This is a genomic window from Ruegeria aquimaris (assembly GCF_025751555.1).
Classification (GTDB): domain Bacteria; phylum Pseudomonadota; class Alphaproteobacteria; order Rhodobacterales; family Rhodobacteraceae; genus Ruegeria_B; species Ruegeria_B aquimaris.
Genome location: NZ_JAOWLB010000002.1, coordinates 266689 through 287781 on the forward strand (window position 1 = coordinate 266689; position 21093 = coordinate 287781).

Sequence of the window (21093 nt, forward strand, 5' to 3'; positions counted from 1 at the left end):
CGCTTCCCGAAACCCTGCTGCCGGAACGATGGAAACAAGGTGTATTCGGCCAGTTCCCTCTGCCCACACGGATGGATGTGAACCAGGGCAAAGCCGGCTTTGCGATCTCTATGGACAATCCAGTAGGCGATCCTGCCCGCATCGCGCCAATGGCGCATCGCCATTTCCTCGACCGGCAACGGAACACCCGGCGCGACCTCTGCCAGATAGGAGGTCATCGCCGCGATGAGATCGGTACTTTCCTCTCGGCGGATGCGGGTGAGCACGATCATCGGGCAATCATCGGACGACGGCGCGGCAACCTTGGTGCGGCGGCGATCAGGGCCTCGGTATACGGGTGCTGCGGATCCGAGAACACCTGTTCGGTCTCACCCTGCTCGACGATACGGCCTGCCTGCATCACCATCACCCGGTCGGTGATCGTCCGAACCACACTCAGATCGTGGCTGATGAACAGATAGGTCAGATCGTAGCTGGCACACAGATCGGCCAAAAGATCGAGGATCTGCGCCCGCACCGAAACGTCAAGCGCCGATACCGCCTCGTCGAAGAGAATAAGTTGCGGGCGGATGATCAGCGCCCGCGCAATCGCGATCCGCTGGCGCTGACCACCGGAAAACTCGTGAATGTACTTGCCCGAGTCATCCGGCGACAGACCGACGGCGGTCAGCATTTCGGCGATACGGTCGCGCCGTTCCGAGCCCATTGGCGGGTTTTCCAAAAGGTGAAAAGGTTCGGTCACCAGCCGGTCGACCCGGTGGCGCGGATTGAAGCTTCCATATGGGTCCTGAAACACCACCTGCATCTTGCGGCGGACCGCCAGATTGGCCTTGTTACCGGAATAGACCGGTTGACCATCCAGCAGGATATGGCCGGCTTGCACCGGCTCCAATCCCAGGATCGCACGGGTCAGGGTCGACTTGCCGCAACCGGATTCCCCGACCAAGCCCAGACGTTCGCCCTGGTGCAGGGTAAAGCTGACATGATCCACCGCACGATGCTGACCCGGTCGCGCAAAAAGGCTTGTGCGCGGCAACGGATAGTCGCGAACGACATTAGCCACGGCCAGCAGGGGCATTTGACCGACTGTTTCGGGCAGAGAGACCTGATGCTCTGATGCAGCGAACAGCATCTTGGTATAGGGATGCGTCATCCCGGTCAGCAATTGGCGGGTCCGGGCTGCTTCGACCACTTCGCCGCGCCGCATGACCGTGATGTGGTCGGCCATATCGGCCACCACTGCCAGGTCATGGGTGATCATCAGCATGCCCATGCCGTATTCGCGCACCAGACCTTTGAGCAGGTCGAGAATCTGTGCCTGGGTGGTCACGTCCAACGCCGTCGTCGGCTCATCCGCGATCAGCAGTTTCGGGCGCAGGGCAATCGCCATCGCGATCACCACCCGCTGCCGTTGGCCCCCCGACAGTTCATGCGGATACCGGCCCAGCGGATAGCGTTCGGGCGGCAGACCCACGCGCGCCAGGACCTCGCGCGCGCGTTCCTCGGCCTTGTCGCGCGGCATGGCCCGGTGGATCAGGATCGTTTCCATGACCTGATCGCCAATGGTCTTGACCGGGTTCAGCGCCGTCATCGGCTCCTGGAACACCATTCCAACCGCGGCGCCGCGCAGCTCACACATCCGGTCCTCGGGAAGGTCGAGAACCTCTTCGCCGTCCAGGAGGATGGAGCCGGTTGTCTCGCTACCCGCAGGCAGCAGTTGCATCACCGCCAGGGCCGTCATTGACTTGCCCGACCCGCTTTCGCCAGTGACGGCGACGATTTCGCCTGGAGCGATGGTCAGGTTGACCCGTTGCAGAATCTCGATCCCGTGGATCGACAATGACAGGTCCTTGATCTGCAACAGGCTCATGACCGGGCCACCCGAATGCGCGGGTCAAGCCAGTCGCGCAGACCATCACCCATCAGGTTCAGCCCCAGCACGGTCAGGATGATGGCAAACCCCGGAATCAACGCCAGATGCGGGGCAAAGCTGACCATGGTCTGCGCATCGGCCAGCATCCGGCCCCAACTGGGCGTCGGTGGCTGCGCGCCGAGACCGACATAGCTGAGTCCCGCCTCGGCCAGGATACCCAGCGAGAACTGGATGGTGCCCTGCACGATCAGCAGATTGGCCACGTTGGGCAGGATATGTTCAGCCGAGATATGTGCCGCACTTTTACCCGCGACACGCGCGGCCATGATGAACTCGCGCTCCCACAGGCTCAGCGCCGCGCCTCTTGTAATTCGGGCAAAGACCGGGATGTTGAAGATGCCGATAGCGATGATGGCGTTGACGGCACCGGCACCGAACACAGCGGTGATCAGGATGGCGATCACTAGCGAGGGGAAGGCAAAGACCAGATCGTTGCCGCGCATGATCAGCTCGTCCAGCCACGACCCCTTGCGTGCGGCGGCAGCCAGGCCCAGCGGTACGCCCAGGCTCATGCCGATGCCCACAGCCAGCAGCGCCACCGCGATCGAGGTGCGCGCGCCCACCATGATCATGGAAAACATGTCGCGCCCGAAATGATCGGTTCCGAGCCAGTGCCGCGCATTTGGGGTTTGCAGCTTGGCCGGGATGTTGAGCGCGGCATAGTCATAGGGCGTCCAGACGAACGAGACCAGCGCGGACAGCACCACCAGCGAGGACAGGCCCGCGCCCAGGATCAGGTTACGGCTCATGTCCGGGACCTCAGGCGTGGATCGACGGCAGCATAGGCCAGATCGACCAGGAAATTGACAGTGATCACCGCAAAGACCAGCAGCATGACGACCGATTCCACCACGATCAGGTCGCGCGCCGAGATCGCCTGAAACACCAGCCGCCCGAGGCCGGGCAGATAGAACACCTGTTCGATGATGATCGATCCCGCCAGGAGGAAAGAGAATTGCAGCCCGATGATGGTCAGCACCGGAATCAGCGCATTGCGCAACCCGTGCCGCCAAAGTGCCTGCCGACGGCTGAGCCCCTTGGCGCGGGCGGTGCGCATGAAATCCTCACCCAGGATATCGAGAAGCGCCGAGCGCATCACCCGCGCGAGGATGGCGGCTTGCGGCAGCGCCAGCGCGATGGCGGGCAATGTCAGCGAGTGTAGGCCTGCTGCCAGCCCCTTGTCCCAGCCGGCAAAGCCACCTGCGTTGAACCAGCGCAGATTGATGGCAAAGACCAGCACCAGCATCATGGCGAACCAGAAATTCGGAATGGCGACACCCAGCTGGGTTGCACTCATCACTGTCAGATCACCCACCTTGCCGCGACGTGACGCAGCATAGATACCAGCAGGAAAGGCGATGGCCGTAGACAACGCCAGCGCATAGAGCGCCAGAGGTAACGACACCCACATCCTGTCCGCGATCATCTGCGAGACAGGCGTGCGATAGGTATAGGATGTGCCGAAATCGCCACGCAGCATCCCAGTGATCCAGCTGATATAACGTTCGGCCTTTGACTGATCGAGACCCAGTTCTGTGCGCAGCGCAGCCAGAGTGTCGGGCTGCGCATTGACCCCCAGCATGAACGAGGCCGGATCGCCCGGAGCGATCTCGATCACTGCAAAGATGACCAGGCTGGCGACGGCCAGACTGATCGCAAGCGAGAACGCGCGTTTCAGACTGTAGCGGAGCATGTCGGGTCGATACCACCCATTCGGAAAAAAGACCCGCCGCCGGAGCGGCGAGCCAGAAAATCGCAGATTTTCTGAACCATTTTCTGTGTCAGAAAATGGCCCCGCGCCTTACTCGGACCAGCTGATCGCCGACAGATCGGTCGCGGCGGTGGGCGCGTTGGCCCACAATCCCTGCACGCCAGCCTTGGCCACGCTCAGCGCGGCAAGCTGGAACAGGTAGCCGTTCACGTAATCTTCGGAAATGATGCGCTGCGCCTGTTGCATCAACTCGGTCCGCTTGTCCGGATCGGTGGTCGAGTTCAGCGTCGTCATCAGCTCCTGAAACGCCGGATTGTCGTACTGGAAGTAATATTCAGGCCGGGCATAAATGCCGATATCCATCGGCTCGGTATGGCTGACGATGGTCAGGCCAAAATTCTTGCCCTTGAACACGGTTTCCAGCCATTGCGCCCACTCGACATTGGTGATTTCGGCCTTGATGCCGACCGCCGCCAGTTGCGCCGCAATGATCTCGCCGCCGCGCCGCGCGTAAGAGGGGGGCGGCAAGTGCAGCGTGGTTTCAAACCCGTCCGGGAATCCTGCCTCGGCCAACAGCGCCTTGGCCTTGTCGGGATCATAGGCAGAGTTGCCGGTCAGATCGACATAAGCCGGGTTGTGCGGCGCGAAATGGGTGCCGATAGGTGTGCCATATCCAAACATCGCGCCATCAATGATCGCCTGGCGGTCGATGGCATGGGCCATCGCCTGACGCACCTTGATATTGTCGAACGGCGGCTGCTTGTTGTTGGTCGACAGGATCGTTTCGCCCTCGGTCGAGCCGACCAGAACCTGGAACCGGGGATCTGCTTCGAATTGCGGCAGGTTTTCGGGCGCGGGAAAGCCTGTGAACACATCCACATCCTCGGCCATCATCGCGGCGAAGGCGGCGGTGGGGTCCGAGATGAATTTGAACGTCGCCTGGGCCAGCGCGGGCTCGGCGCCCCAATACCCCGGGTTGCGGTTTAGCACGATCTTGTCGCCCTGCACCCATTCGCCCAGCGTGTAGGGGCCGGTGCCCACCGGCGTGGTCTTGATGTTCTCGATACTCTCGGGCGCCACGATCACCGCATCGCCCCAGGCCATATTGAACAGGAAATTGCCGTTGGGTTCGGTCAGGGTCACCTTGACGGTCAGCGGATCGACCACATCGACGCTGTCGATCCCGGCAAACAGCGCCTTTTGCGCGTTGGCGCTGTCCTCGGCGCGGGCGCGGTCCAGACTGAACTTGACGTCCTCGGCATCCATCGCCGAGCCGTCGTGGAAGGTCACGCCTTCATGCAGTTTGAAGGTGTAGACGGTGCCATCCTCTGAGATCTCCCAGCTTTCGGCGAGGGCGGGCACAATGGATCCATCGCCCATGAATCGGGTCAACCCCTCGAAGATGTTGACATAGACCACCGAGTCGATGGCCTGCGCCGCGGCACTGGTCGGGTCCAGATGCGGCGGTTCCAGCTGCATGGCGATGGTGATGTCATCCTTGGCCCAGGCGGCCCCTGCGATCAAAGCAGCACTCAGCGCCAGACCAGAGACAAACCCCTGTCTTACAAACCGTTTCATTCCAACTCTCCCCGTTTGGTTTCGTCTGACGGGATCGTGAACCCGCCACGGCTTGCCTCACTGTTTCCGCAAATCCCGGGGTGATCAAGGAAATGTTGGCGCAACCGGGCTTTCGCTGCGATTGCGAAATACTTATGCTGCGATGCAACATTTTCCGTGGAGGACTGGAAATGAGTGCAACTGCCCGCAAGACGGCCCCCAATGCCCAGGATATCCGGGCGCAAAAGGGGGGCGTGCCGCTGGTCAGCCTGACCGCTTATACGACTCCGATGGCGCGGCTGATGGACGGGCATTGCGATTTCGTGCTGGTGGGCGACAGCGTTGGCATGGTGCTGCATGGGCTGAGTTCCACCCTGGGTGTGACGATGGAGATGATGATCCTGCATGGCCAGGCGGTGGCGCGCGGGCTGGACCGCGCGATGCTGGTCATCGACATGCCATTCGGCAGCTACGAGGAAGACCCGGCTCAGGCGTTCCGCAATGCCGCCCGGCTGATGGCCGAGACCGGCGCTGGCGCGGTCAAGCTGGAAGGCGGGGTCGAGATGGCCGAGACGATCCGGTTTCTGGTCAAACGCGGCATTCCGGTGATGGCCCATATCGGGCTGACGCCGCAGTCGATCAATACGCTGGGCGGCTACAAGGTGCAGGGCCGCGACGATCAGGCCCAGGCGGTGCTGGCCGATGCGCATGCAGTGGCCGATGCGGGCGCGTTTTCGGTGGTGCTGGAGAAGGTGCCCGCGACGCTTGCCGACCGGATCACCGCCGAGGTGGCGATTCCCACCATCGGTATCGGGGCCTCAGCCGGGTGTGACGGGCAGATCCTGGTGGTGGATGACATGCTGGGCTTCTTCACCGCTTTCAAACCGAAATTCGTCAAGCGATATGCCGATCTGGGCCCGCTTGCCGAGGCCGCGATTGCCGAATATGCGGCCGAGGTCCGCGCACGCAGCTTTCCGGCGGCAGAACACGTGTTTGGTGATCAGGCCCCTGCCAAAGGTGCCAAGGCATGAGCGCGCCGATCCTGCGCAAACTGGCCGATCTGCGCGCCGCCACCGCCGGTTGGAAGCGCGCGGGCGAGAGCATCGGTGTGGTGCCCACGATGGGCGCGTTGCACGATGGCCACCTGTCGCTGGTCGCTGCGGCCAAGGCGGGTTGCGACCGGGTGGTGGTGACCATTTTCGTCAACCCGAAACAGTTCAACAACCCCGAGGACCTGGCCAAATACCCCCGTACCGAAGAGGCCGACGCTGCCAAGCTCGCGCCCTATGGGGTCGATGCGGTCTATGTGCCCGATCCCGACCAGATCTATCCCGAGGGGTTTGCCACCACCGTTTCGCTCTCGGGTCTGACCGATGTAATGGAGGGCGCGTGCCGCCCCGGCCATTTCGACGGGGTGGCGACCGTGGTGGCGAAACTGTTCCTGCAAACCGGGGCCGACCGGGCCTTTTTCGGCGAAAAGGATTACCAGCAGATGATGCTGGTCACCCGCATGGCGCAGGATCTGGATATCCCGATCACCGTGGTGGGGTGTCCCACGGTGCGCGAGGCCTCGGGCCTTGCTATGTCCTCGCGCAACATGCGGCTCTCGGCTGACGGGCTGGAGCGGGCCGGGCGGCTTTATCCCGTCATGCGGCAGGTGGCCGAGCGGCTGGCGGCTGGCGCCTCTTTTGGTGACCTGGCGCCCGCAGCGCGCGAGGCGCTGGGCGCCGCCGGTTTTGTCGATATCGAGTATTTCGACCTGCGCGCGGCGGACAGTCTGCGCGCGCTCGACCAGCCCACCGAACCCGCGCGCCTGCTGGTGGCCACCTGGCTCGACGGGGTGCGGCTGATCGACAATATCGCAGTTCCTCAACTAAACGATTAGTAGGGGCTTCCTGACACGCCGGAAATGCGGCTACAGTCCCGGGTCAAGAGACGATGACAGGGGGCGGAGAATGACCTTTATTCTGGCGATCGACCAGGGCACCACTTCGAGCCGGGCGATCCTGTTCAATGGCGAGATGCGGCGGGTAGCGACCGCCCAACGCGAATTCACCCAGCATTTTCCCGAAGCGGGCTGGGTGGAACATGACGCCGAAGAGATCTGGCAAACCACGGTCGAGGTCTGCCGCGAGGTGATCTCTGCTCAGGGGATCGGGCCCGAGCAGATCGCCGGGATCGGCATCACCAACCAGCGCGAAACCACCGTGGTCTGGGACAAGGCCAGCGGTGCGCCGGTGCATCGGGCCATCGTCTGGCAGGACCGGCGCACCGCCGCCATCTGCGAGCGCTTGCGCAATGCGGGCTGCGAGGACGACTTTACCGCGCAAACCGGCCTGCTGCTCGATCCGTATTTCTCGGGCACCAAGGTAAAATGGATCCTCGACACGGTGCCAGGCGCGCGCGACCGGGCCGCAGCGGGCGAGCTGTTGTTTGGCACCATCGACTCGTTCCTGATCTGGCGGCTGACCGGCGGGCGGGTGCACGCGAGTGATGCCACCAACGCCGCGCGGACGCTGATGTTCGATATCCATCAGGGCGAGTGGAGCAAAGACATCTGCGAGCTTCTCGACGTTCCGATGGCGATGCTGCCCGAGGTGCGCGATTGCGCCGCTGATTTCGGCACCACCGATCTGTTCGGCGGGCAGGTGCCGATCCTGGGCGTTGCGGGCGACCAGCAGGCAGCCACCATCGGTCAGGCCTGTTTCCAGCCCGGCATGATGAAATCCACCTATGGCACCGGCTGTTTCGCGCTGCTCAATACCGGAACACAGCCGGTCGCCTCGCAAAACCGGCTGCTGACGACCATCGCCTATCAGTTGGACGGCCAGCGCACCTATGCGCTGGAAGGGTCGATCTTCATCGCCGGGGCGGCGGTGCAGTGGCTGCGCGACGGGTTGGGGATCATCGAGAACGCGGCGCAGAGCGGCGAATTGGCCGCCCGCGCCGATCCGGCCCAGAATGTCATCCTGGTGCCCGCCTTCACCGGTCTTGGCGCCCCGTATTGGAAGCCCGATTGCCGCGGCGCCATGTTCGGGCTGACGCGCAATTCCGGCCCGGCCGAGTTCTGCAAGGCGGCACTGGAAAGCGTGGCCTATCAGACCCGCGACCTGTGGGAGGCGATGCAGGGCGACTGGGGCGCGGATGCGGATGTGATCCTGCGTGTCGATGGCGGCATGAGCGCGTCCGACTGGGCAATGCAGGGCCTTGCCGACCGTCTGGGTGCACCGGTGGACCGCCCGGTGATGCAGGAGACAACGGCGCTGGGCGCGGCCTGGCTGGCTGGGATGAAGGCGGGGATCTACCCCGATCAGGCAGGCTTTGCCGCGACCTGGGCGCTGGACGCCCGGTTCACCCCAAAGATGGTCGAGGGCGACCGCGAAGCCGCCTATCGCCGCTGGAAAGCGGCGGTTGCGGCGGCGATGATGGTCTAGGCTGGTATCCGCGCGCCTTGGGCGATGGTCCGGGGGCGCGCGTTCAACTCTTCGATCGAGAACCCGGCAATGGATTTGTATCTGGCCGCATGCGCGGCCAGTTCAGCGCGGGGGATCACCGTGTCGATATCGTCGAATTCGCCGCCGCACAGATCCTCGACCCGTTGCAGCACCCCGTCCGGTCCGCCGCCCGCCCGATTGGCCTGGCCAACGGCGGTGGTCACCGGGCGGACTTCGGCCTCATAGGCCGCCAGAGCCTTGGGCGTTATCCCATGCTCCAGCAGCCGGGCACCGATGATGCGGGCATCCAGAATCGCCTGGCTGGCCCCGTTGGACCCCACCGGATAGGTGGGATGCGCCGCATCGCCCATCAGAGTCACCGAACCGTCGGTCCAGCTGGGCAGCGGGTCGCGGTCGACCATCGGATATTCATAGACCACCTCGGCCCCTTGGATCAGCGCGGGAACGTCGATCCAGTCGAACCGCCAATCGGCGAAATCCGGCAGGAAATCACTGATATCGGCGGCACGGTTCCAGTCTTCTTTTTTCCACGCGGCGTCCAAGGGGAAGCGCTTCTCGGCGATCCAGTTCATCTCGACCATGCCGTCGCTGTCAGGGTCCGAGATCGGATAAGACACCAGCCGCAGGTCGTCATGGCCGATCATTGCCATGGCGCCGCCACCGAAATATGCAGGCGCCCGGGTGGTGGCGCGCCACAAGACGCGCCCGTTCCAGATCGGCTCGCCCTCGTCCGGGTACATCTGCGCCCTGAGCGCCGAATGGATACCGTCGGCGGCGATCAGCAACCGCCCCTCGATCCGGCGCCCATCGCTCAGGATCAGTATGGCGCCCTCTGGCCCGGTTTCGAGCCCCGCCGCGCGGGCGCCCGTCACCACGCAATCCGCCCCTGCCCGCGCAATCAGCGCCTCATACAGCATCATCTGCAAGGCGCCGCGATGCACCGAATATTGCGGCCAGGTATAGCCTGCCCAGGTGCCGCGCGGCTCTTCCCAGATGGTCTTGCCCAGTTTCGAGTAGAAACCCAATTGGCGCGTCCGCACCCCGATCCGGTCCAGCTCCGCTTCCAGCCCCATGTCGAGCAATTCGCGCACCGCATTGGGTTGCAGGTTGATCCCCACCCCCATCGGGCGCAGCACCGCCGTCGCCTCGTAGATGCGGAACGGTACCCCGATCTGATGTAGTGTCAGCCCCAGGCTGAGCCCTGCGACACCGGCACCGGCGATCAATACGGTCATGGCCTTCTCCCTCTCTCGTGGCGACAGACTGCCCGGTGCCACGCGAGAGGTCGAGAGGAAATCAGCCCTGATAGGGGCGCAGGAATACCGGTTTGTCAGGTTCGGACAAGTCAGCGTTGTACTGGTATCCGCCGCTGTCGAACTCGCTCAGCGCCTGTGGATCGGTCAGGCGGCGTTGCACGATATAGCGGGCCATCGCCCCGCGCGCCTTCTTGGCGTAGAAACTGACGATCTTGGGCGCGCCGCCCTTGTCCTCCATGAACACCGGCGTGATCACGCGCAGTTTCAGTGCCTTGGGATCCACGGCGCCGAAATACTCCTGGCTGGCGCAGTTGACCAGCACATCGGTGCCGATCGCTTCGGCCTGCGCGTTCAGCGTTCGGGATAGCTGGTCCCCCCAATAATCATAGAGAGAGGTCCCCCGACGCGTCTTCAACCGGCTGCCCATTTCCAGCCGATAGGCCTGGATCGCATCCAGCGGGCGCAACAGGCCGTAAAGCCCCGACAGGATGCGCAGGTGCTGCTGCGCCCATTCCATTTCTTCGGGGTCGAGCGAGGTCGCCTCGAGCCCTTGATAGGTGTCCCCGGCAAAGGCCAGCGCGGCAGGGCGGGTCACATCAGCACCGGGCGTATCGGCGAATTCGCGGAACCTGTCACGGTTGAGCCGGGCCAGATCGTCGCTCAGCCCCATCAGTTTCTTGAGATCGCCCAGCGTCAGGTTGCGCGCAGTCTTGGCCAGCCGCACCGCATCGTCCTGAAAGGCGGGTTCGGTCGCTGCAACGTCGCGCTCCGCCCAATCCAGCCGCTTGGCCGGAGAGATCACCACCAGCATGTCCTGCCCCCTCATCCCTGGTCTTGGACGTATCTAGGTCGTCTGGCCCAGCACGTCCAGAAAGGCCTCACCAAAACGTTCCCAGCGCCGATCACCCAGCAGCGCCTCCAACCCGTGCCGGTCGTCGGGCCGCATCTGCGCCACCTTGGCCAGTTGCGATGCCGAACAGCTGAGCGGCTTGTCGATTCCGTCGGGGCCGCGCGCCAGATCGGCCTGTGCCGCCAGCAGCCGGTCATAGATGTTGCCGGTCTGCCGACCAGCCAGCTTGCGGCGGGCGGGGTGCAGGGCCTCGGCGGCACCGCTCACCACCTCCAGGAACAAGGCGCCGTAACGCTCCAGCTTCTTGGCGCCGATGCCGCCGATGCGGGCCATCTGGTCCAGCGTCGCGGGGCGCTTCTCGGCGATCTCGATCAGGGTGCGGTCGGGAAAGATCACATAAGCCGGGACCCGCGCCGCCTCGGCCAGCGCGCGGCGCTTGGCCTTGAGCGCGGACAGCAGCGGCACGTCTTCGTCGTTGACCATTGCCTTGACCGCCGGACGCCGCGCCGCCTTGCGCACGGTATCCTTGCGCAACTCAATTTCGGCCTCGCCGCGCAGGATTGGCAGCGCCGCCTCGGTCATCCGCAACGCGCCATGGCGTTCGGGATCAGGGCGCACCAGGTCGCGGCCCATCATCTGGCGAAAGATCGCCTGCCACTGGGCGCGGTTCCATTCGGTGCCAACGCCGTAGGTGGGCAACTGGTCATGGCGGCGTTCGCGGATCTTGTCGGTCTGGTTGCCCAGCAGGATGTCGATCAGATGGGTCGCGCCGAACCATTCCTCGGTCCGCAGCATCGCCGACAAAGCCATGCGCACGGCGGTGGTTCCATCAAAGCGCTCTGCCGGGCTGTCACACAGATCGCATTTGCCGCAACTGACCTCGGTCTCGCCAAAGTAACCCAGCAGGGTCTGGCGACGGCAGGTCAGCGCCTCGGCCAGCCCCAGAAGCGCATTCAGCCGGGCATGGTCGGCGGCGCGGCGCTCGGGCGGGGCCAGTCCCTCGTCGATCTGGCTGCGGCGCAGGCGGATGTCATCGGGACCGTAGAGCGTCAGCGTCTCGGCTGGCCCACCATCGCGCCCGGCGCGGCCGATCTCCTGATAATAGGCCTCGATGGATTTCGGCAGATCGGCATGGGCGACCCAGCGGATATCGGGCTTGTCGATGCCCATGCCAAAGGCGACCGTCGCCACCACGATCAGCCCATCCTCGCGGGCAAAGCAGGTCTCGACGATGCGGCGGTCCTCGGCCTCCATGCCGCCGTGATAATGACAGGCGCTGTGGCCGTCCTCGCGCAGGGCCTGCGCCAGTGTCTCTGTCTTGGCGCGGGTGCCGCAATAGACAATGCCCGACTGTCCGCGCCGGGCGCCCGCGAATTCCAGGATCTGGCGGCGCGGGCTGTCCTTGGCGGCAAAGGCAAGGTGGATATTGGGCCGGTCGAACCCGCGCAGAAAGCTGCGCGGTTCCTCGCCGTCGAACAGTTTCGCGATGATCTCGGCCTGGGTCTCGGCATCCGCCGTGGCGGTAAAGGCGGCCAGCGGCACGCCCAGTGCGCGGCGCAGCTCTCCTATACGCAGGTAGTCGGGTCGGAAATCATGGCCCCACTGGCTGACGCAATGGGCCTCGTCCACCGCGATCAGGCTGACCCCGATCCGCCGCAGCATCCCCATCGCCGCGCCCGAGGCGAGCCGTTCGGGCGCCATGTAAAGCAACTTCAGCCGCCCCGCCTCCAGCGCCTGCCAGACCGCCTCGGTCTCCTCAGACGTATTGCCCGAGGTCAGCGCCCCCGCCTCGACACCCGCCTCCTGCAAGCCGCGTACCTGGTCGCGCATCAGGGCGATCAGCGGCGAGATCACCACCGTCACCCCCTCGCGCATCAGTGCCGGCAGCTGGAAGCAAAGCGATTTGCCGCCCCCCGTGGGCATGATCGCCAGCACGTTCTCGCCCTCGGCCACGGCCCGCGCGATCTCTTCCTGCCCGGGACGGAAGGCATCGAATCCAAACACATCTCGCAACAGCGGTGCGGCGTCGAACATCTTTGGGGTGGCCTGTCCTGTTTCTGCGCTCTGCCCTTTGGCGCCACCTTACACGCGCGGAGGCGCCGGAAACAATAGCACCGGCGCCGGTCTTCTTCTGTTCGATAACAACTGCCGTGTTGCGTTGAGCAAACGATCTTCAGCAGAGAAGCCAATTGTCTTTCACGCGGCGGATTCAACAAGAGAGCCCATTTTCCGGATGCTGCGATCCGAATGAATGTCCGGTGTGGTGGAACGGACAGATGTCCGCTCTGTAGTTCCTGTGAAGAATTGGCGAACTGCTAGAAAGTGTCGGTCTGCTTGACGCCGAGAGTAAACCGGGCGCCGCACGGGTCACACAGGATGGGGTTATGGGCTTGGACGGAGTCATTCACCTCTACAGAAGCCGGTCGTGCCCCTTTGGTTTCAGCAGCACGGGACGCATCGGAGGTTGAAGAAACCTTGATGCACGGGATCCAAGCTGCGTTTGAACCGGGTCGCCAAGTCGCGGCATGTTGGATTGCAACAAGATCACCCCAAGGCCCGAGGAGAGTGACACGGTCCTTGTCCCGCTCGGGAGAAACCTGCCATCCGAAGAGTTCGACGTAGAACGCCTGCGGAAAGTCATTCCCGTTACTGACATACACTTCAGGACCGAACTGCCGCTGCGGCACAGGGAAGCTGTGCCGGGACAGCGAAATCCCCACCAGAGCACCAAGCGGATCGCGGACGAGTGCGTTGCGCCCGACACCCGGCACCTCGAACGGCTCCCGAACTACCTTGCCTCCGAGCGTGTCGACGCGCTTGGCCGCCGCATCCACGTCGGGGACCTCGATATAAGCAATCCAACCATTTTCCTGCTCCGGAGGCGTCTCGACCAACCCGGCGCCCGCTTCGTCACCGGATAGGGCAAGAACAAAATCCTTCTCACCGCCACCCCAGGCAAAATCCGATGCCCGCTCGACTTCATACGTCCAGTTGGCGACCTGCTGGTAGAACGCCATCGAACACGCCCTGTCCGATGTGAAAAGGTCATGCCATACGATCCGACCCGCTTTCGACTGCATCATCGCCTTACCTCCTGACATCTTTGAGCTTTTTGATACCGCGAACCATCTTGCCAAACGCCTTGTCGCGCGACCTGCGTTCCGCAAGGCTCGCGGAATTGAACGCGTCTTCAGCCATGAGCTTGCGCCATCTGCCAAGCCGACCTGCATCGAGAGCGCCCTGGTCAATCGCCTTCAGAACAGCGCATCCCGGCTCGGTCTCGTGCTGGCAGTCCTTGAACCGACACCGCGCAGCCAACCCCTGCACATCGGAAAAGAGATCATTGATCCCTTCAGCTGCATCGGTGAGCTGCAATTCCCGCATGCCCGGAGTGTCCAGGATCAGGCAGCCATTGGGCATCGCATGAAGCTCGCGCCGCGTCGTCGTATGCCGACCCTTTGCGTCGTCCTCGCGAATGGTCTGGGTTGCAATGGACTGGCTCTCGAGCAACGCATTGGCCAACGTCGATTTACCGACACCAGATGAGCCGAGGAACGCCACCGTCTTGCCCGGCTTGCACCACCGGGTCAGTTCTGTCCGGGGCGCGTCTCCGCGGGCGTCAAGTGCGACCACGTCGATCATGTCCGATACCGCGCGGGCCGCGTCGATGTAGCTTTGCGGGTTCGTCACGAGATCGGTCTTGGTGACGACGATGACGGGCGCCATCCGTGCTTCCAACGCCAGGGCGGCATAGCGTTCCAGCCGGGCCACCTTGAAGTCCTGATTACAGGAGGTGACGATAAAGGCCGTATCAATGTTCGCCGCGATCAGTTGTTCCTGCCGGTCAGTTCCGGGCGCACGCCGCTTGATGAGACTCGTGCGCTCGAGAACCCGACTGGATCGCGGGCGCGAAGAATCCAGCATGAGCCAGTCCCCGACAGTTACATCGTCTCTGGGCGGGAATGTCGTATCGATGCCGTCACCGAGGGCGTGCAGCCCATTGCGATGCACTTCGACAACGCGAACAGGAGGGGTTGCCGACAGTTCTTCTACGCTGATCTGCTGGGCAAAAAACGGTTGCCATCCCAGTGCCTGAAGAGGACTGAGGTCGGCGTGTGTTCCGGCGTCGGAGGCGCGACGCGGAAGGAAGTCAGAGTAATCCCTTATCACGGGGTGTCACTTTCATGTCTCTGGCCCAGGTCAGATTTGGGCGCTGATGGTAGGAAATGAGCCTGCACACCAAACATGTCCGTCAGCTATAAAGTGACGGTGTTGCTTCAGATGTTGGATGTGCTCCGGGAGGCGCGCCGCCTCCCTTCCTTACCGGGACATGAAATCTCCATTTCAGATGCTGTGCATATAGGATGAACACGAGCACAAGCCAACAGTTGACGGCTGATTTGGAGCCCTTCTTCAGTTATCGTGGCGGCCATTCGGCCGGAAAAAGGGTATGTCAACTCCGTCCCGCAACCTCACACTATGCCCACGGCGCAGCAAAGGTCGGTAGTCGCCAAGGGGTGGATTGGCCGTCAGGCCAAGAGAGAGCAGCGCCCCCGGACCCGCTCAATAGAACAGTGCCGCGTTGTTGATCAGCACGATGCGCAGTGCCATAATCGCCAGCAGCACCACCAGCGGGGTCAGGTCGAGCCCGCCCATCGGCGGCAATATCCGGCGGATCGGGCCATAGATCGGCTCCAGCACCCGGTTCAGCCCGTACCAGATCTGCGCCACCAGTTGCTGGCGCATGTTCAGCACCTGGAAATTGATCAGCCAGCTCATGATCACATGCGCCAGGATAAAGAACCAGACCACATCAAGGATCAGCATCAGGATTTGAAACAGCGACTGCATGGGGCCTCCTTGTTCGCCGACCGAAATGAGACCTAAGAGCAGCAAGCAAAAGACGCAAGTCCCAAGGAAAAGCTTGCCTAACCGCCAGAGCGCCCGCCATAACCGAGAAAAGAGGCAGGGGAACGGAAATGGCAACGATTTCGGCGCGCAAGCGGATCTGGGGCTGGTACTTCTTCGACTGGGCCAGCCAGCCATATCATACGCTGCTGGTCACTTTTGTCTTTAGCCCGTTCTTCGCGGCGGTGGCGGCCGATTTCTTCATGGGCCAAGGCATGGAAACCGAGGCCGCCAAGGCGCAGGCACAGGTGGTCTGGTCGCAATGCCTTACCATCACCGGGTTGATCATCGGCTTCGGCGCACCCTTCCTGGGGGCGATGGCCGATATCTCAGGTCGGCGCATGACCTGGATCACCCTGTTCTGCGGCATGTATGTCGTCGGCGCCTGGGGCCTTTGGTACATGGACCCGGCGGGCAGCAACCTGTGGTGGATGATGGCAAGCTTCGGGCTGGGCTTCATCGGTGCCGAATATGCTCTCATCTTCATCAACGCACAGCTGCCTTCGCTTGGAACCAAGGAAGAGGTGGGCAAGATCTCGGGGTCTGGCTTTGCCTTTGGTTATCTCGGCGGGGTCGTGGCGCTGTTCATCATGCTCTTGCTGTTCGTCGAACAGGCAAACGGCAAGACGCTGATCGGGCTTGCCCCGGTTCTGGGCCTCGATGCGGCCACGCGCGAAGGAACCCGCTCGGTCGGTCCATTCACGGCGCTCTGGTTCGTGGTCTTCATGATCCCCTACTTCCTGTGGGTACGCGAACCCGCGGTCGGTGGGCGGCGTGGTAGATTTGCCGAGGCGGTTGCCCTGGTTGTGCGATCGGTCAGGAACCTGCGCCATCGGGGCAGCCTGGCCAGCTATCTTGCCTCCTCCATGTTCTATCGCGATGCGCTCAACGGCCTCTACGGGTTCGGGGGCGTCTACGCGCGTCTGGTTCTGGGTTGGGAAATCACGCTGATCGGTGTCTTCGGGATCATTGCGGCGATATCCGCTGCGCTGTTCAGCTGGCTTGGCGGGCTGGCCGACCGGAAATATGGACCCAAGCCCGTGATTATCTGGTCGATCCTGATTCTGATCCTGGTCTGCGCCACGATCGTTGGCATGGACCGCCACCAGGTCTTCGGCATTCCGTTCGCCGAGGGATCGAAGCTGCCCGACGGTATCTTCTTCTTCTGCGGCGTCCTGATCGGCGGCTTTGGTGGCATCCTGCAAGCGGCCAGCCGCTCGATGATGGTGCGTCACACCGCGCCGGACGCACCAACCGAAAGCTTCGGGCTCTACGGTCTCTCAGGCCGGGCGACCGCCTTTCTCGCGCCCGCGCTGATCGGCGCGGCGACCGCCGCGACAGGCAGTGCGCGCTTGGGGGTTTCACCGGTCGTGGGCTTGTTTATTGTAGGGTTGATCCTGTTGCTATGGGTCAATCCGAAAGGAGACCAGAGTTAGTGTTTTTTCATAGGGTTATCATTCTCCTGTTTTGCCTGATTCCGGTCCTGGGCCTGTCGAAAGCGTCTGCGGAACCGCTTGCCAAAGAGCTGTTTGGGGCGCAAAAGACCGCCTCTCGGCAAAAACCTGCCGCCTATGGCAGCTATGCCAAGGGCTGTGCCGCCGGGTTGGAGCAACTGCCCGAAACCGGGCCGACCTGGCAGGCGATGCGGCTCAGCCGCAACCGCAATTGGGGCCATCCCGACACAATTGACTTCATCAGGGATCTCAGCGGTTTCGCCGCCGGTCAGCGCGGCTGGAGCGGGCTCTATATCGGGGATATCAGTCAGCCGCGCGGTGGGCCGATGTTGACGGGGCATCGCAGCCACCAACTGGGGCTGGATATCGACATCTGGATGCTGCCCGCCAACAATCTGCGTCTGACAGGATCGCATCGCGAAAAGATCTCGTCGGTCTCGCTGCGCCGGGCCGAGGGCGCCTATGTCAATTCGAACTGGACCGCGCAGCATCACGCCATCATCCGCGAAGCCGCCCGCGACAAGCGGGTGGCGCGGATCTTTGTCTTTCCGGGCGCCAAGGTCTGGATGTGCAACAACGAAAAAGGAAACCGCGCCTATCTGCGCAAGATCCGGCCATGGTGGGGGCATCACTATCATTTCCACGTTCGGCTGAATTGTCCCAAAGGGTCGTCTGGCTGTGCCGATCAGGACGCACCACCCAAGGGTGACGGTTGCGCCGAAGCGCAGGAATGGGTGAACAACATTCTGAACCCACCACCGCCCAAACCGCGTGATCCAAACGCCCCGCCGCCCAAGAAACGCCGCGAATACGTTCTGTCCGATCTGCCCAAGCAATGCGCCTCGGTCTTGCGGTCGCAATAGGCGCCGCCCTATTGCTGTCCCTGCTGCCTGCCCGGGCGATCGACCGGGGCAAGGCCGAGCATCTGGACAGTTTCACCTGGAACAGAACCGATCCCTGGTTTGGTGGTTTCTCGGCCATCGAAGTCGGTGACGATGGTCTGTCGATGACGGTCTTGTCGGACCGCGCCAAGATCCTGACGGCCCGGATCAGTCGGGATGGAGAGCGGATTTCGGGCGTAACGCCGGGCCAGGTCCACAAGGTCAGATCAAGCCGGAACAAGGTGCTCAACGGTCGGGCCGGGGACAGCGAGGGGCTGGTCGTCGCGCCCGATGGCTCCCTATATGTTTCCTTCGAGGGTATCGCGCGCGTCGCCCGATACCGCCGACTTGGCGGGCCGGCCGAGGTGCTGTCTCGCCCCAAAGCCTTTGATCACATGGCCAGGAACGGTGCGTTCGAGGCACTGGCCATGGATGCCAGAGGACGCCTATACACGATGCCCGAAAGCAGCCGGGCCGCCGATGGCACGATCCCGGTCTATCGTTGGGATGGTCGGGTCTGGGACACGGTCTTCCACCTCGACCAGATCGGAGGTTTCCTGCCCGTCGCCGCCGACTTTGGCCCGGACGGTCTCCTTTATGTTCTGGAAAGGAAAGCCGGAACGCTTGGCTTTCGCTCGCGCCTGCGGCGCTGGACGGTGACGGAACAGGGCGCCAGCAACGAGGAAACCCTGTTTCAGAGCGGCACGGGCCGCCATGACAATCTCGAAGGTCTGTCGGTCTGGCGCGACGCGCAGGGTAAGCTGCGCGCCACCATGATCTCGGACGACAATTTCCTGTTCCTGCAACGCACAGAGATCGTCGAATATCGGCTACCGGATTGACTCGAACCGCCCACGCAGGCTAAGGGCCGCGCTTGCTCGCCCTACTCAGCGGGCCAAGTCGCCGCACCCTTGCCAAAACGGATCCTGACACATGACCCGCAAACACCTTCCCGGCATTCTTGCCATGGCCACTATCGTTGTGGCCTCGAACATCCTCGTCCAGTTCCTGATCCTTGACGGCCTGCTGACCTGGGGCGCGTTTACCTATCCCTTTGCGTTTCTGGTCACCGATGTGATGAACCGGGTCTATGGGACCGCAGCGGCACGACGCGTAGTCTTTGCGGGGTTTGTCACCGGCGTTGTCTGTTCGCTGATCGGCAGCCAGATCGTGTTGCAGGGCGACGGATACACCTATGCCGCCGTGCCGCTGCGTATCGCGGTTGCCTCGGGCACCGCGTTCCTGATCGCGCAACTGACCGATGTCGCGGTGTTCAACCGGCTGCGCGGCGGCGGCTGGTGGCGCGCGCCGCTGGTCTCGACCCTGGTCGGCTCCGCGCTGGATACCGCGCTGTTCTTTACAATCGCGTTTTCGGCCAGCATCGCCGTTTTTGGCCCGGATGCCGATGCCGCGATCAATTGGGCCTGGGAAGCGGTGCCCTTCATGAATCGCGGCGCGCCCGCGCCGTTGTGGGTAACGCTCGCCTTTGCCGACTGGCTGGTCAAACTTTCGCTGGCCCTGATCGCGCTGCTACCGTTCCGCCTGATCGTTCAGCATCTTTTGCCAACCCGTGGCGCTGCCTGAAAAAAACGTTTGGAGCAAATCACTTCCTGTGGCACGCTGAAGGTGAGTTCAACAGCAAAGCAAAGGAGGTGGTCCAGTGTCGAGAAAGGGATTGGAGAGAGGTGTCGGAACCTAGGGCAGGCGCCGGTCAAGGCAGTCCTTGGCGGTGATCCGCCCCGGTCGAGCTTGTTGGCCCACTGGCACAGCTTCCTGAACTTTCGAAAGGCCGCCCCACGGGCGGCCTTTTTCATGGGCCATAGCAGGGTTATGGTCGCGCAATGTTGTACGTGACGAACGATATCGCGATTCAGGATTGGGAACTGAGTGAAAGCTTCATGCGCGCCTCGGGTCCGGGCGGGCAGAATGTCAACAAGGTTTCATCAGCCGTCGAGCTTCGGTTCGAGGCCGCCCGGTCGCCCGCGCTGTCGGATCCGGTCAAGGCGCGCCTGAAACGGATCGCAGGACGCCGCTGGACAACCGAAGGCGCGATTGTTCTGCAATGCGACGAAACCCGCAGCCAGGCCCGCAACCGCGAAATCGTCCGCGCCCGGCTTGTCGACCTGATCACGCGCGCTCTGGTCGCTCCCAAACGCCGCGTGGCCACGAAACCCACCAAAGGCTCGGTCCGACGGCGCCTCGACGCCAAGAAGGCCCGGGGCGAGGTCAAGTATCTGCGCGGCAAGGTGGCCGACGAATAGGCTGGCATCGCCTTGATCCGGTGCTAGGGTAGCGCCAGCGGAGAGGGAGCAAGCATATGAGACTGAACGGAAAGACCGCCATTGTTACCGGGGGCGCGCAGGGCTTCGGTGCCGGGATCGTGGCCAAATTCGTATCCGAAGGTGCCCAGGTGATGGTTGCCGACATTAACTTGGATCAAGCGCAGAAAACAGCGGCCGATATGGATGGCGACGCATTTGCCCACCAGGTCGACGTATCCGACGGCAACTCGGTCGATGCGATGGCGGCGGCCGCTTTGCGGCGCTTTGGCCATGTGGACATTCTGGTCAACAACGCCGGCGTTACCCACCTGCCTTCGCCGATGGAGGATGTCAGCGAGGCAGATTTCGACCGGGTGTTCCGGGTCAACATGAAGTCGGTCTTTCTGACCGCCCGCGCGCTGGTTCCGCATATGAAAGATCGCGGCAAGGGCGCGATCCTGAACGTCGCCTCCACCGCCGGTGTCTCCCCGCGCCCGCGCCTGAACTGGTACAATGCCTCCAAGGGCTGGATGATCACCGCGACCAGGACGATGGCCGTCGAACTTGCCCCCTCTGGCGTGCGTGTCAACGCATTGAACCCGGTTGCGGGCGAAACGCCGCTGCTCAAATCCTTCATGGGCGAGGACACCCCGGAAATGCGCGCCAAATTTCTGGCGACGATCCCGCTCGGGCGGTTTTCAACACCGCAGGACATGGGCAACGCGGCCTGTTTCCTGTGCTCGGACGAGGCCAGCATGATCACCGGCGTCGCCATGGAAGTCGATGGCGGTCGCTGCATCTGAGCCTTTGGAAAGGACCTGCAAACC

The 21093-nt window shown here is 63.0% G+C and carries 19 protein-coding genes; 9 read left to right on the plus strand and 10 right to left on the minus strand.

Annotated features, from left to right (window positions below; genetic code table 11):
- Positions 1-268: 268 nt before the first annotated feature.
- From OE747_RS04125 to OE747_RS04140, 4 genes are all read right to left on the minus strand, one after another.
- Complete coding sequence (locus OE747_RS04125) at positions 269-1870, minus strand: ABC transporter ATP-binding protein (protein ID WP_263827335.1); 1602 nt, start codon at positions 1868-1870, stop codon at positions 269-271.
- A complete protein-coding gene (locus tag OE747_RS04130) occupies positions 1867-2682 on the minus strand; it encodes an ABC transporter permease (RefSeq protein ID WP_263827336.1) in 816 nt (271 codons plus the stop codon). Before OE747_RS04130 ends, OE747_RS04125 begins: the two co-directional genes overlap by 4 nt.
- The gene (locus OE747_RS04135) at positions 2679-3626 is read right to left on the minus strand and encodes an ABC transporter permease (protein ID WP_263827337.1); all 948 of its coding nucleotides are present in this window, start codon (positions 3624-3626) and stop codon (positions 2679-2681) included. The genes OE747_RS04130 and OE747_RS04135 overlap by 4 nt, the downstream gene beginning before the upstream one ends.
- A gap of 108 nt (positions 3627-3734) precedes the next feature.
- Positions 3735-5222 (minus strand): ABC transporter substrate-binding protein, encoded by a 1488-nt coding sequence (locus OE747_RS04140; RefSeq protein WP_263827338.1) that lies wholly within the window; start codon positions 5220-5222, stop codon positions 3735-3737.
- Between the two features lie 170 nt (positions 5223-5392).
- On the opposite strand from OE747_RS04140, the gene panB reads away from it, so the two are divergent.
- The 3 genes from panB to glpK all read left to right on the plus strand — a co-directional run bounded on the left by panB (position 5393) and on the right by glpK (position 8635).
- Entirely contained in the window at positions 5393-6232 is an 840-nt protein-coding gene (gene panB, locus OE747_RS04145; RefSeq protein ID WP_263827339.1) for a 3-methyl-2-oxobutanoate hydroxymethyltransferase, read from the plus strand.
- The gene (panC, locus tag OE747_RS04150) at positions 6229-7086 is read left to right on the plus strand and encodes a pantoate--beta-alanine ligase (RefSeq protein ID WP_263827340.1); all 858 of its coding nucleotides are present in this window, start codon (positions 6229-6231) and stop codon (positions 7084-7086) included. Before panB ends, panC begins: the two co-directional genes overlap by 4 nt.
- Positions 7087-7156: 70 nt before the next feature.
- Positions 7157-8635 (plus strand): glycerol kinase GlpK, encoded by a 1479-nt coding sequence (gene glpK, locus OE747_RS04155; protein ID WP_263827341.1) that lies wholly within the window; start codon positions 7157-7159, stop codon positions 8633-8635.
- On the opposite strand, the gene OE747_RS04160 is transcribed toward glpK, so the two are convergent.
- The 6 genes from OE747_RS04160 to OE747_RS04185 form a co-directional block, all read right to left on the minus strand.
- Positions 8632-9891 carry a flavin-dependent oxidoreductase gene (locus OE747_RS04160; protein WP_263827342.1) on the minus strand — a complete coding sequence of 420 codons (1260 nt, stop codon included), beginning with the start codon at positions 9889-9891 and terminating at the stop codon, positions 8632-8634. The genes glpK and OE747_RS04160 overlap by 4 nt on opposite strands.
- A 61-nt stretch (positions 9892-9952) precedes the next feature.
- Positions 9953-10723, minus strand: coding sequence for a peroxide stress protein YaaA (yaaA, locus tag OE747_RS04165; RefSeq protein WP_263827343.1), 771 nt, complete (start codon positions 10721-10723; stop codon positions 9953-9955).
- Between the two features lie 33 nt (positions 10724-10756).
- On the minus strand, positions 10757-12796 hold the full coding sequence (gene recQ / locus OE747_RS04170) for a DNA helicase RecQ (protein WP_263827344.1): 2040 nt from the start codon (positions 12794-12796) through the stop codon (positions 10757-10759).
- Between the two features lie 281 nt (positions 12797-13077).
- Entirely contained in the window at positions 13078-13863 is a 786-nt protein-coding gene (locus tag OE747_RS04175) for a VOC family protein (RefSeq protein WP_263827345.1), read from the minus strand.
- Positions 13850-14932, minus strand: a complete 1083-nt coding sequence (rsgA, locus tag OE747_RS04180; protein WP_263827346.1) for a ribosome small subunit-dependent GTPase A — start codon at positions 14930-14932, stop codon at positions 13850-13852. Before rsgA ends, OE747_RS04175 begins: the two co-directional genes overlap by 14 nt.
- Positions 14933-15325: 393 nt before the next feature.
- Positions 15326-15613, minus strand: a complete 288-nt coding sequence (locus tag OE747_RS04185; protein WP_263386580.1) for a YggT family protein — start codon at positions 15611-15613, stop codon at positions 15326-15328.
- Positions 15614-15741: 128 nt separating this feature from the next.
- On the opposite strand from OE747_RS04185, the gene OE747_RS04190 reads away from it, so the two are divergent.
- The 6 genes from OE747_RS04190 (at position 15742) to OE747_RS04215 (ending at position 21069) form a co-directional block, all read left to right on the plus strand.
- A complete protein-coding gene (locus OE747_RS04190) occupies positions 15742-17106 on the plus strand; it encodes an MFS transporter (RefSeq protein WP_263827347.1) in 1365 nt (454 codons plus the stop codon).
- A gap of 20 nt (positions 17107-17126) precedes the next feature.
- Positions 17127-17987 (plus strand): penicillin-insensitive murein endopeptidase, encoded by an 861-nt coding sequence (gene mepA, locus OE747_RS04195; protein ID WP_404818294.1) that lies wholly within the window; start codon positions 17127-17129, stop codon positions 17985-17987.
- Complete coding sequence (locus OE747_RS04200) at positions 17960-18847, plus strand: esterase-like activity of phytase family protein (protein ID WP_263827349.1); 888 nt, start codon at positions 17960-17962, stop codon at positions 18845-18847. The genes mepA and OE747_RS04200 overlap by 28 nt, the downstream gene beginning before the upstream one ends.
- 91 nt (positions 18848-18938) lie before the next feature.
- A complete protein-coding gene (locus OE747_RS04205; protein WP_263827350.1) occupies positions 18939-19589 on the plus strand; it encodes a queuosine precursor transporter in 651 nt (216 codons plus the stop codon).
- Positions 19590-19846: 257 nt separating this feature from the next.
- Positions 19847-20266 (plus strand): alternative ribosome rescue aminoacyl-tRNA hydrolase ArfB, encoded by a 420-nt coding sequence (arfB, locus tag OE747_RS04210; RefSeq protein ID WP_263827351.1) that lies wholly within the window; start codon positions 19847-19849, stop codon positions 20264-20266.
- A 56-nt stretch (positions 20267-20322) separates the two neighbouring features.
- Positions 20323-21069: an SDR family oxidoreductase gene (locus tag OE747_RS04215; protein WP_263827352.1), complete on the plus strand. Its 747-nt coding sequence runs from the start codon at positions 20323-20325 to the stop codon at positions 21067-21069.
- Positions 21070-21093: the final 24 nt, after the last annotated feature.

Excerpts from the sequence above, each read along its gene's own strand:
- panC (WP_263827340.1), top strand. The coding sequence starts at position 6,229 with ATGAGCGCGCCGATCCTGCGCAAACTGGCCGATCTGCGCGCCGCCACC.
- OE747_RS04215 (WP_263827352.1), top strand. The coding sequence starts at position 20,323 with ATGAGACTGAACGGAAAGACCGCCATTGTTACCGGGGGCGCGCAGGGC.
- recQ (WP_263827344.1), bottom strand. The coding sequence starts at position 12,796 with ATGTTCGACGCCGCACCGCTGTTGCGAGATGTGTTTGGATTCGATGCC.
- OE747_RS04200 (WP_263827349.1), top strand. The coding sequence starts at position 17,960 with ATGCGCCTCGGTCTTGCGGTCGCAATAGGCGCCGCCCTATTGCTGTCC.
- OE747_RS04190 (WP_263827347.1), top strand. The coding sequence starts at position 15,742 with ATGGCAACGATTTCGGCGCGCAAGCGGATCTGGGGCTGGTACTTCTTC.
- glpK (WP_263827341.1), top strand. The coding sequence starts at position 7,157 with ATGACCTTTATTCTGGCGATCGACCAGGGCACCACTTCGAGCCGGGCG.
- OE747_RS04160 (WP_263827342.1), bottom strand. The coding sequence starts at position 9,891 with ATGACCGTATTGATCGCCGGTGCCGGTGTCGCAGGGCTCAGCCTGGGG.
- OE747_RS04185 (WP_263386580.1), bottom strand. The coding sequence starts at position 15,613 with ATGCAGTCGCTGTTTCAAATCCTGATGCTGATCCTTGATGTGGTCTGG.
- OE747_RS04125 (WP_263827335.1), bottom strand. The coding sequence starts at position 1,870 with ATGAGCCTGTTGCAGATCAAGGACCTGTCATTGTCGATCCACGGGATC.
- yaaA (WP_263827343.1), bottom strand. The coding sequence starts at position 10,723 with ATGCTGGTGGTGATCTCTCCGGCCAAGCGGCTGGATTGGGCGGAGCGC.
- OE747_RS04135 (WP_263827337.1), bottom strand. The coding sequence starts at position 3,626 with ATGCTCCGCTACAGTCTGAAACGCGCGTTCTCGCTTGCGATCAGTCTG.
- OE747_RS04130 (WP_263827336.1), bottom strand. The coding sequence starts at position 2,682 with ATGAGCCGTAACCTGATCCTGGGCGCGGGCCTGTCCTCGCTGGTGGTG.
- panB (WP_263827339.1), top strand. The coding sequence starts at position 5,393 with ATGAGTGCAACTGCCCGCAAGACGGCCCCCAATGCCCAGGATATCCGG.
- OE747_RS04175 (WP_263827345.1), bottom strand. The coding sequence starts at position 13,863 with ATGTCAGGAGGTAAGGCGATGATGCAGTCGAAAGCGGGTCGGATCGTA.
- OE747_RS04205 (WP_263827350.1), top strand. The coding sequence starts at position 18,939 with ATGACCCGCAAACACCTTCCCGGCATTCTTGCCATGGCCACTATCGTT.
- arfB (WP_263827351.1), top strand. The coding sequence starts at position 19,847 with ATGTTGTACGTGACGAACGATATCGCGATTCAGGATTGGGAACTGAGT.
- OE747_RS04140 (WP_263827338.1), bottom strand. The coding sequence starts at position 5,222 with ATGAAACGGTTTGTAAGACAGGGGTTTGTCTCTGGTCTGGCGCTGAGT.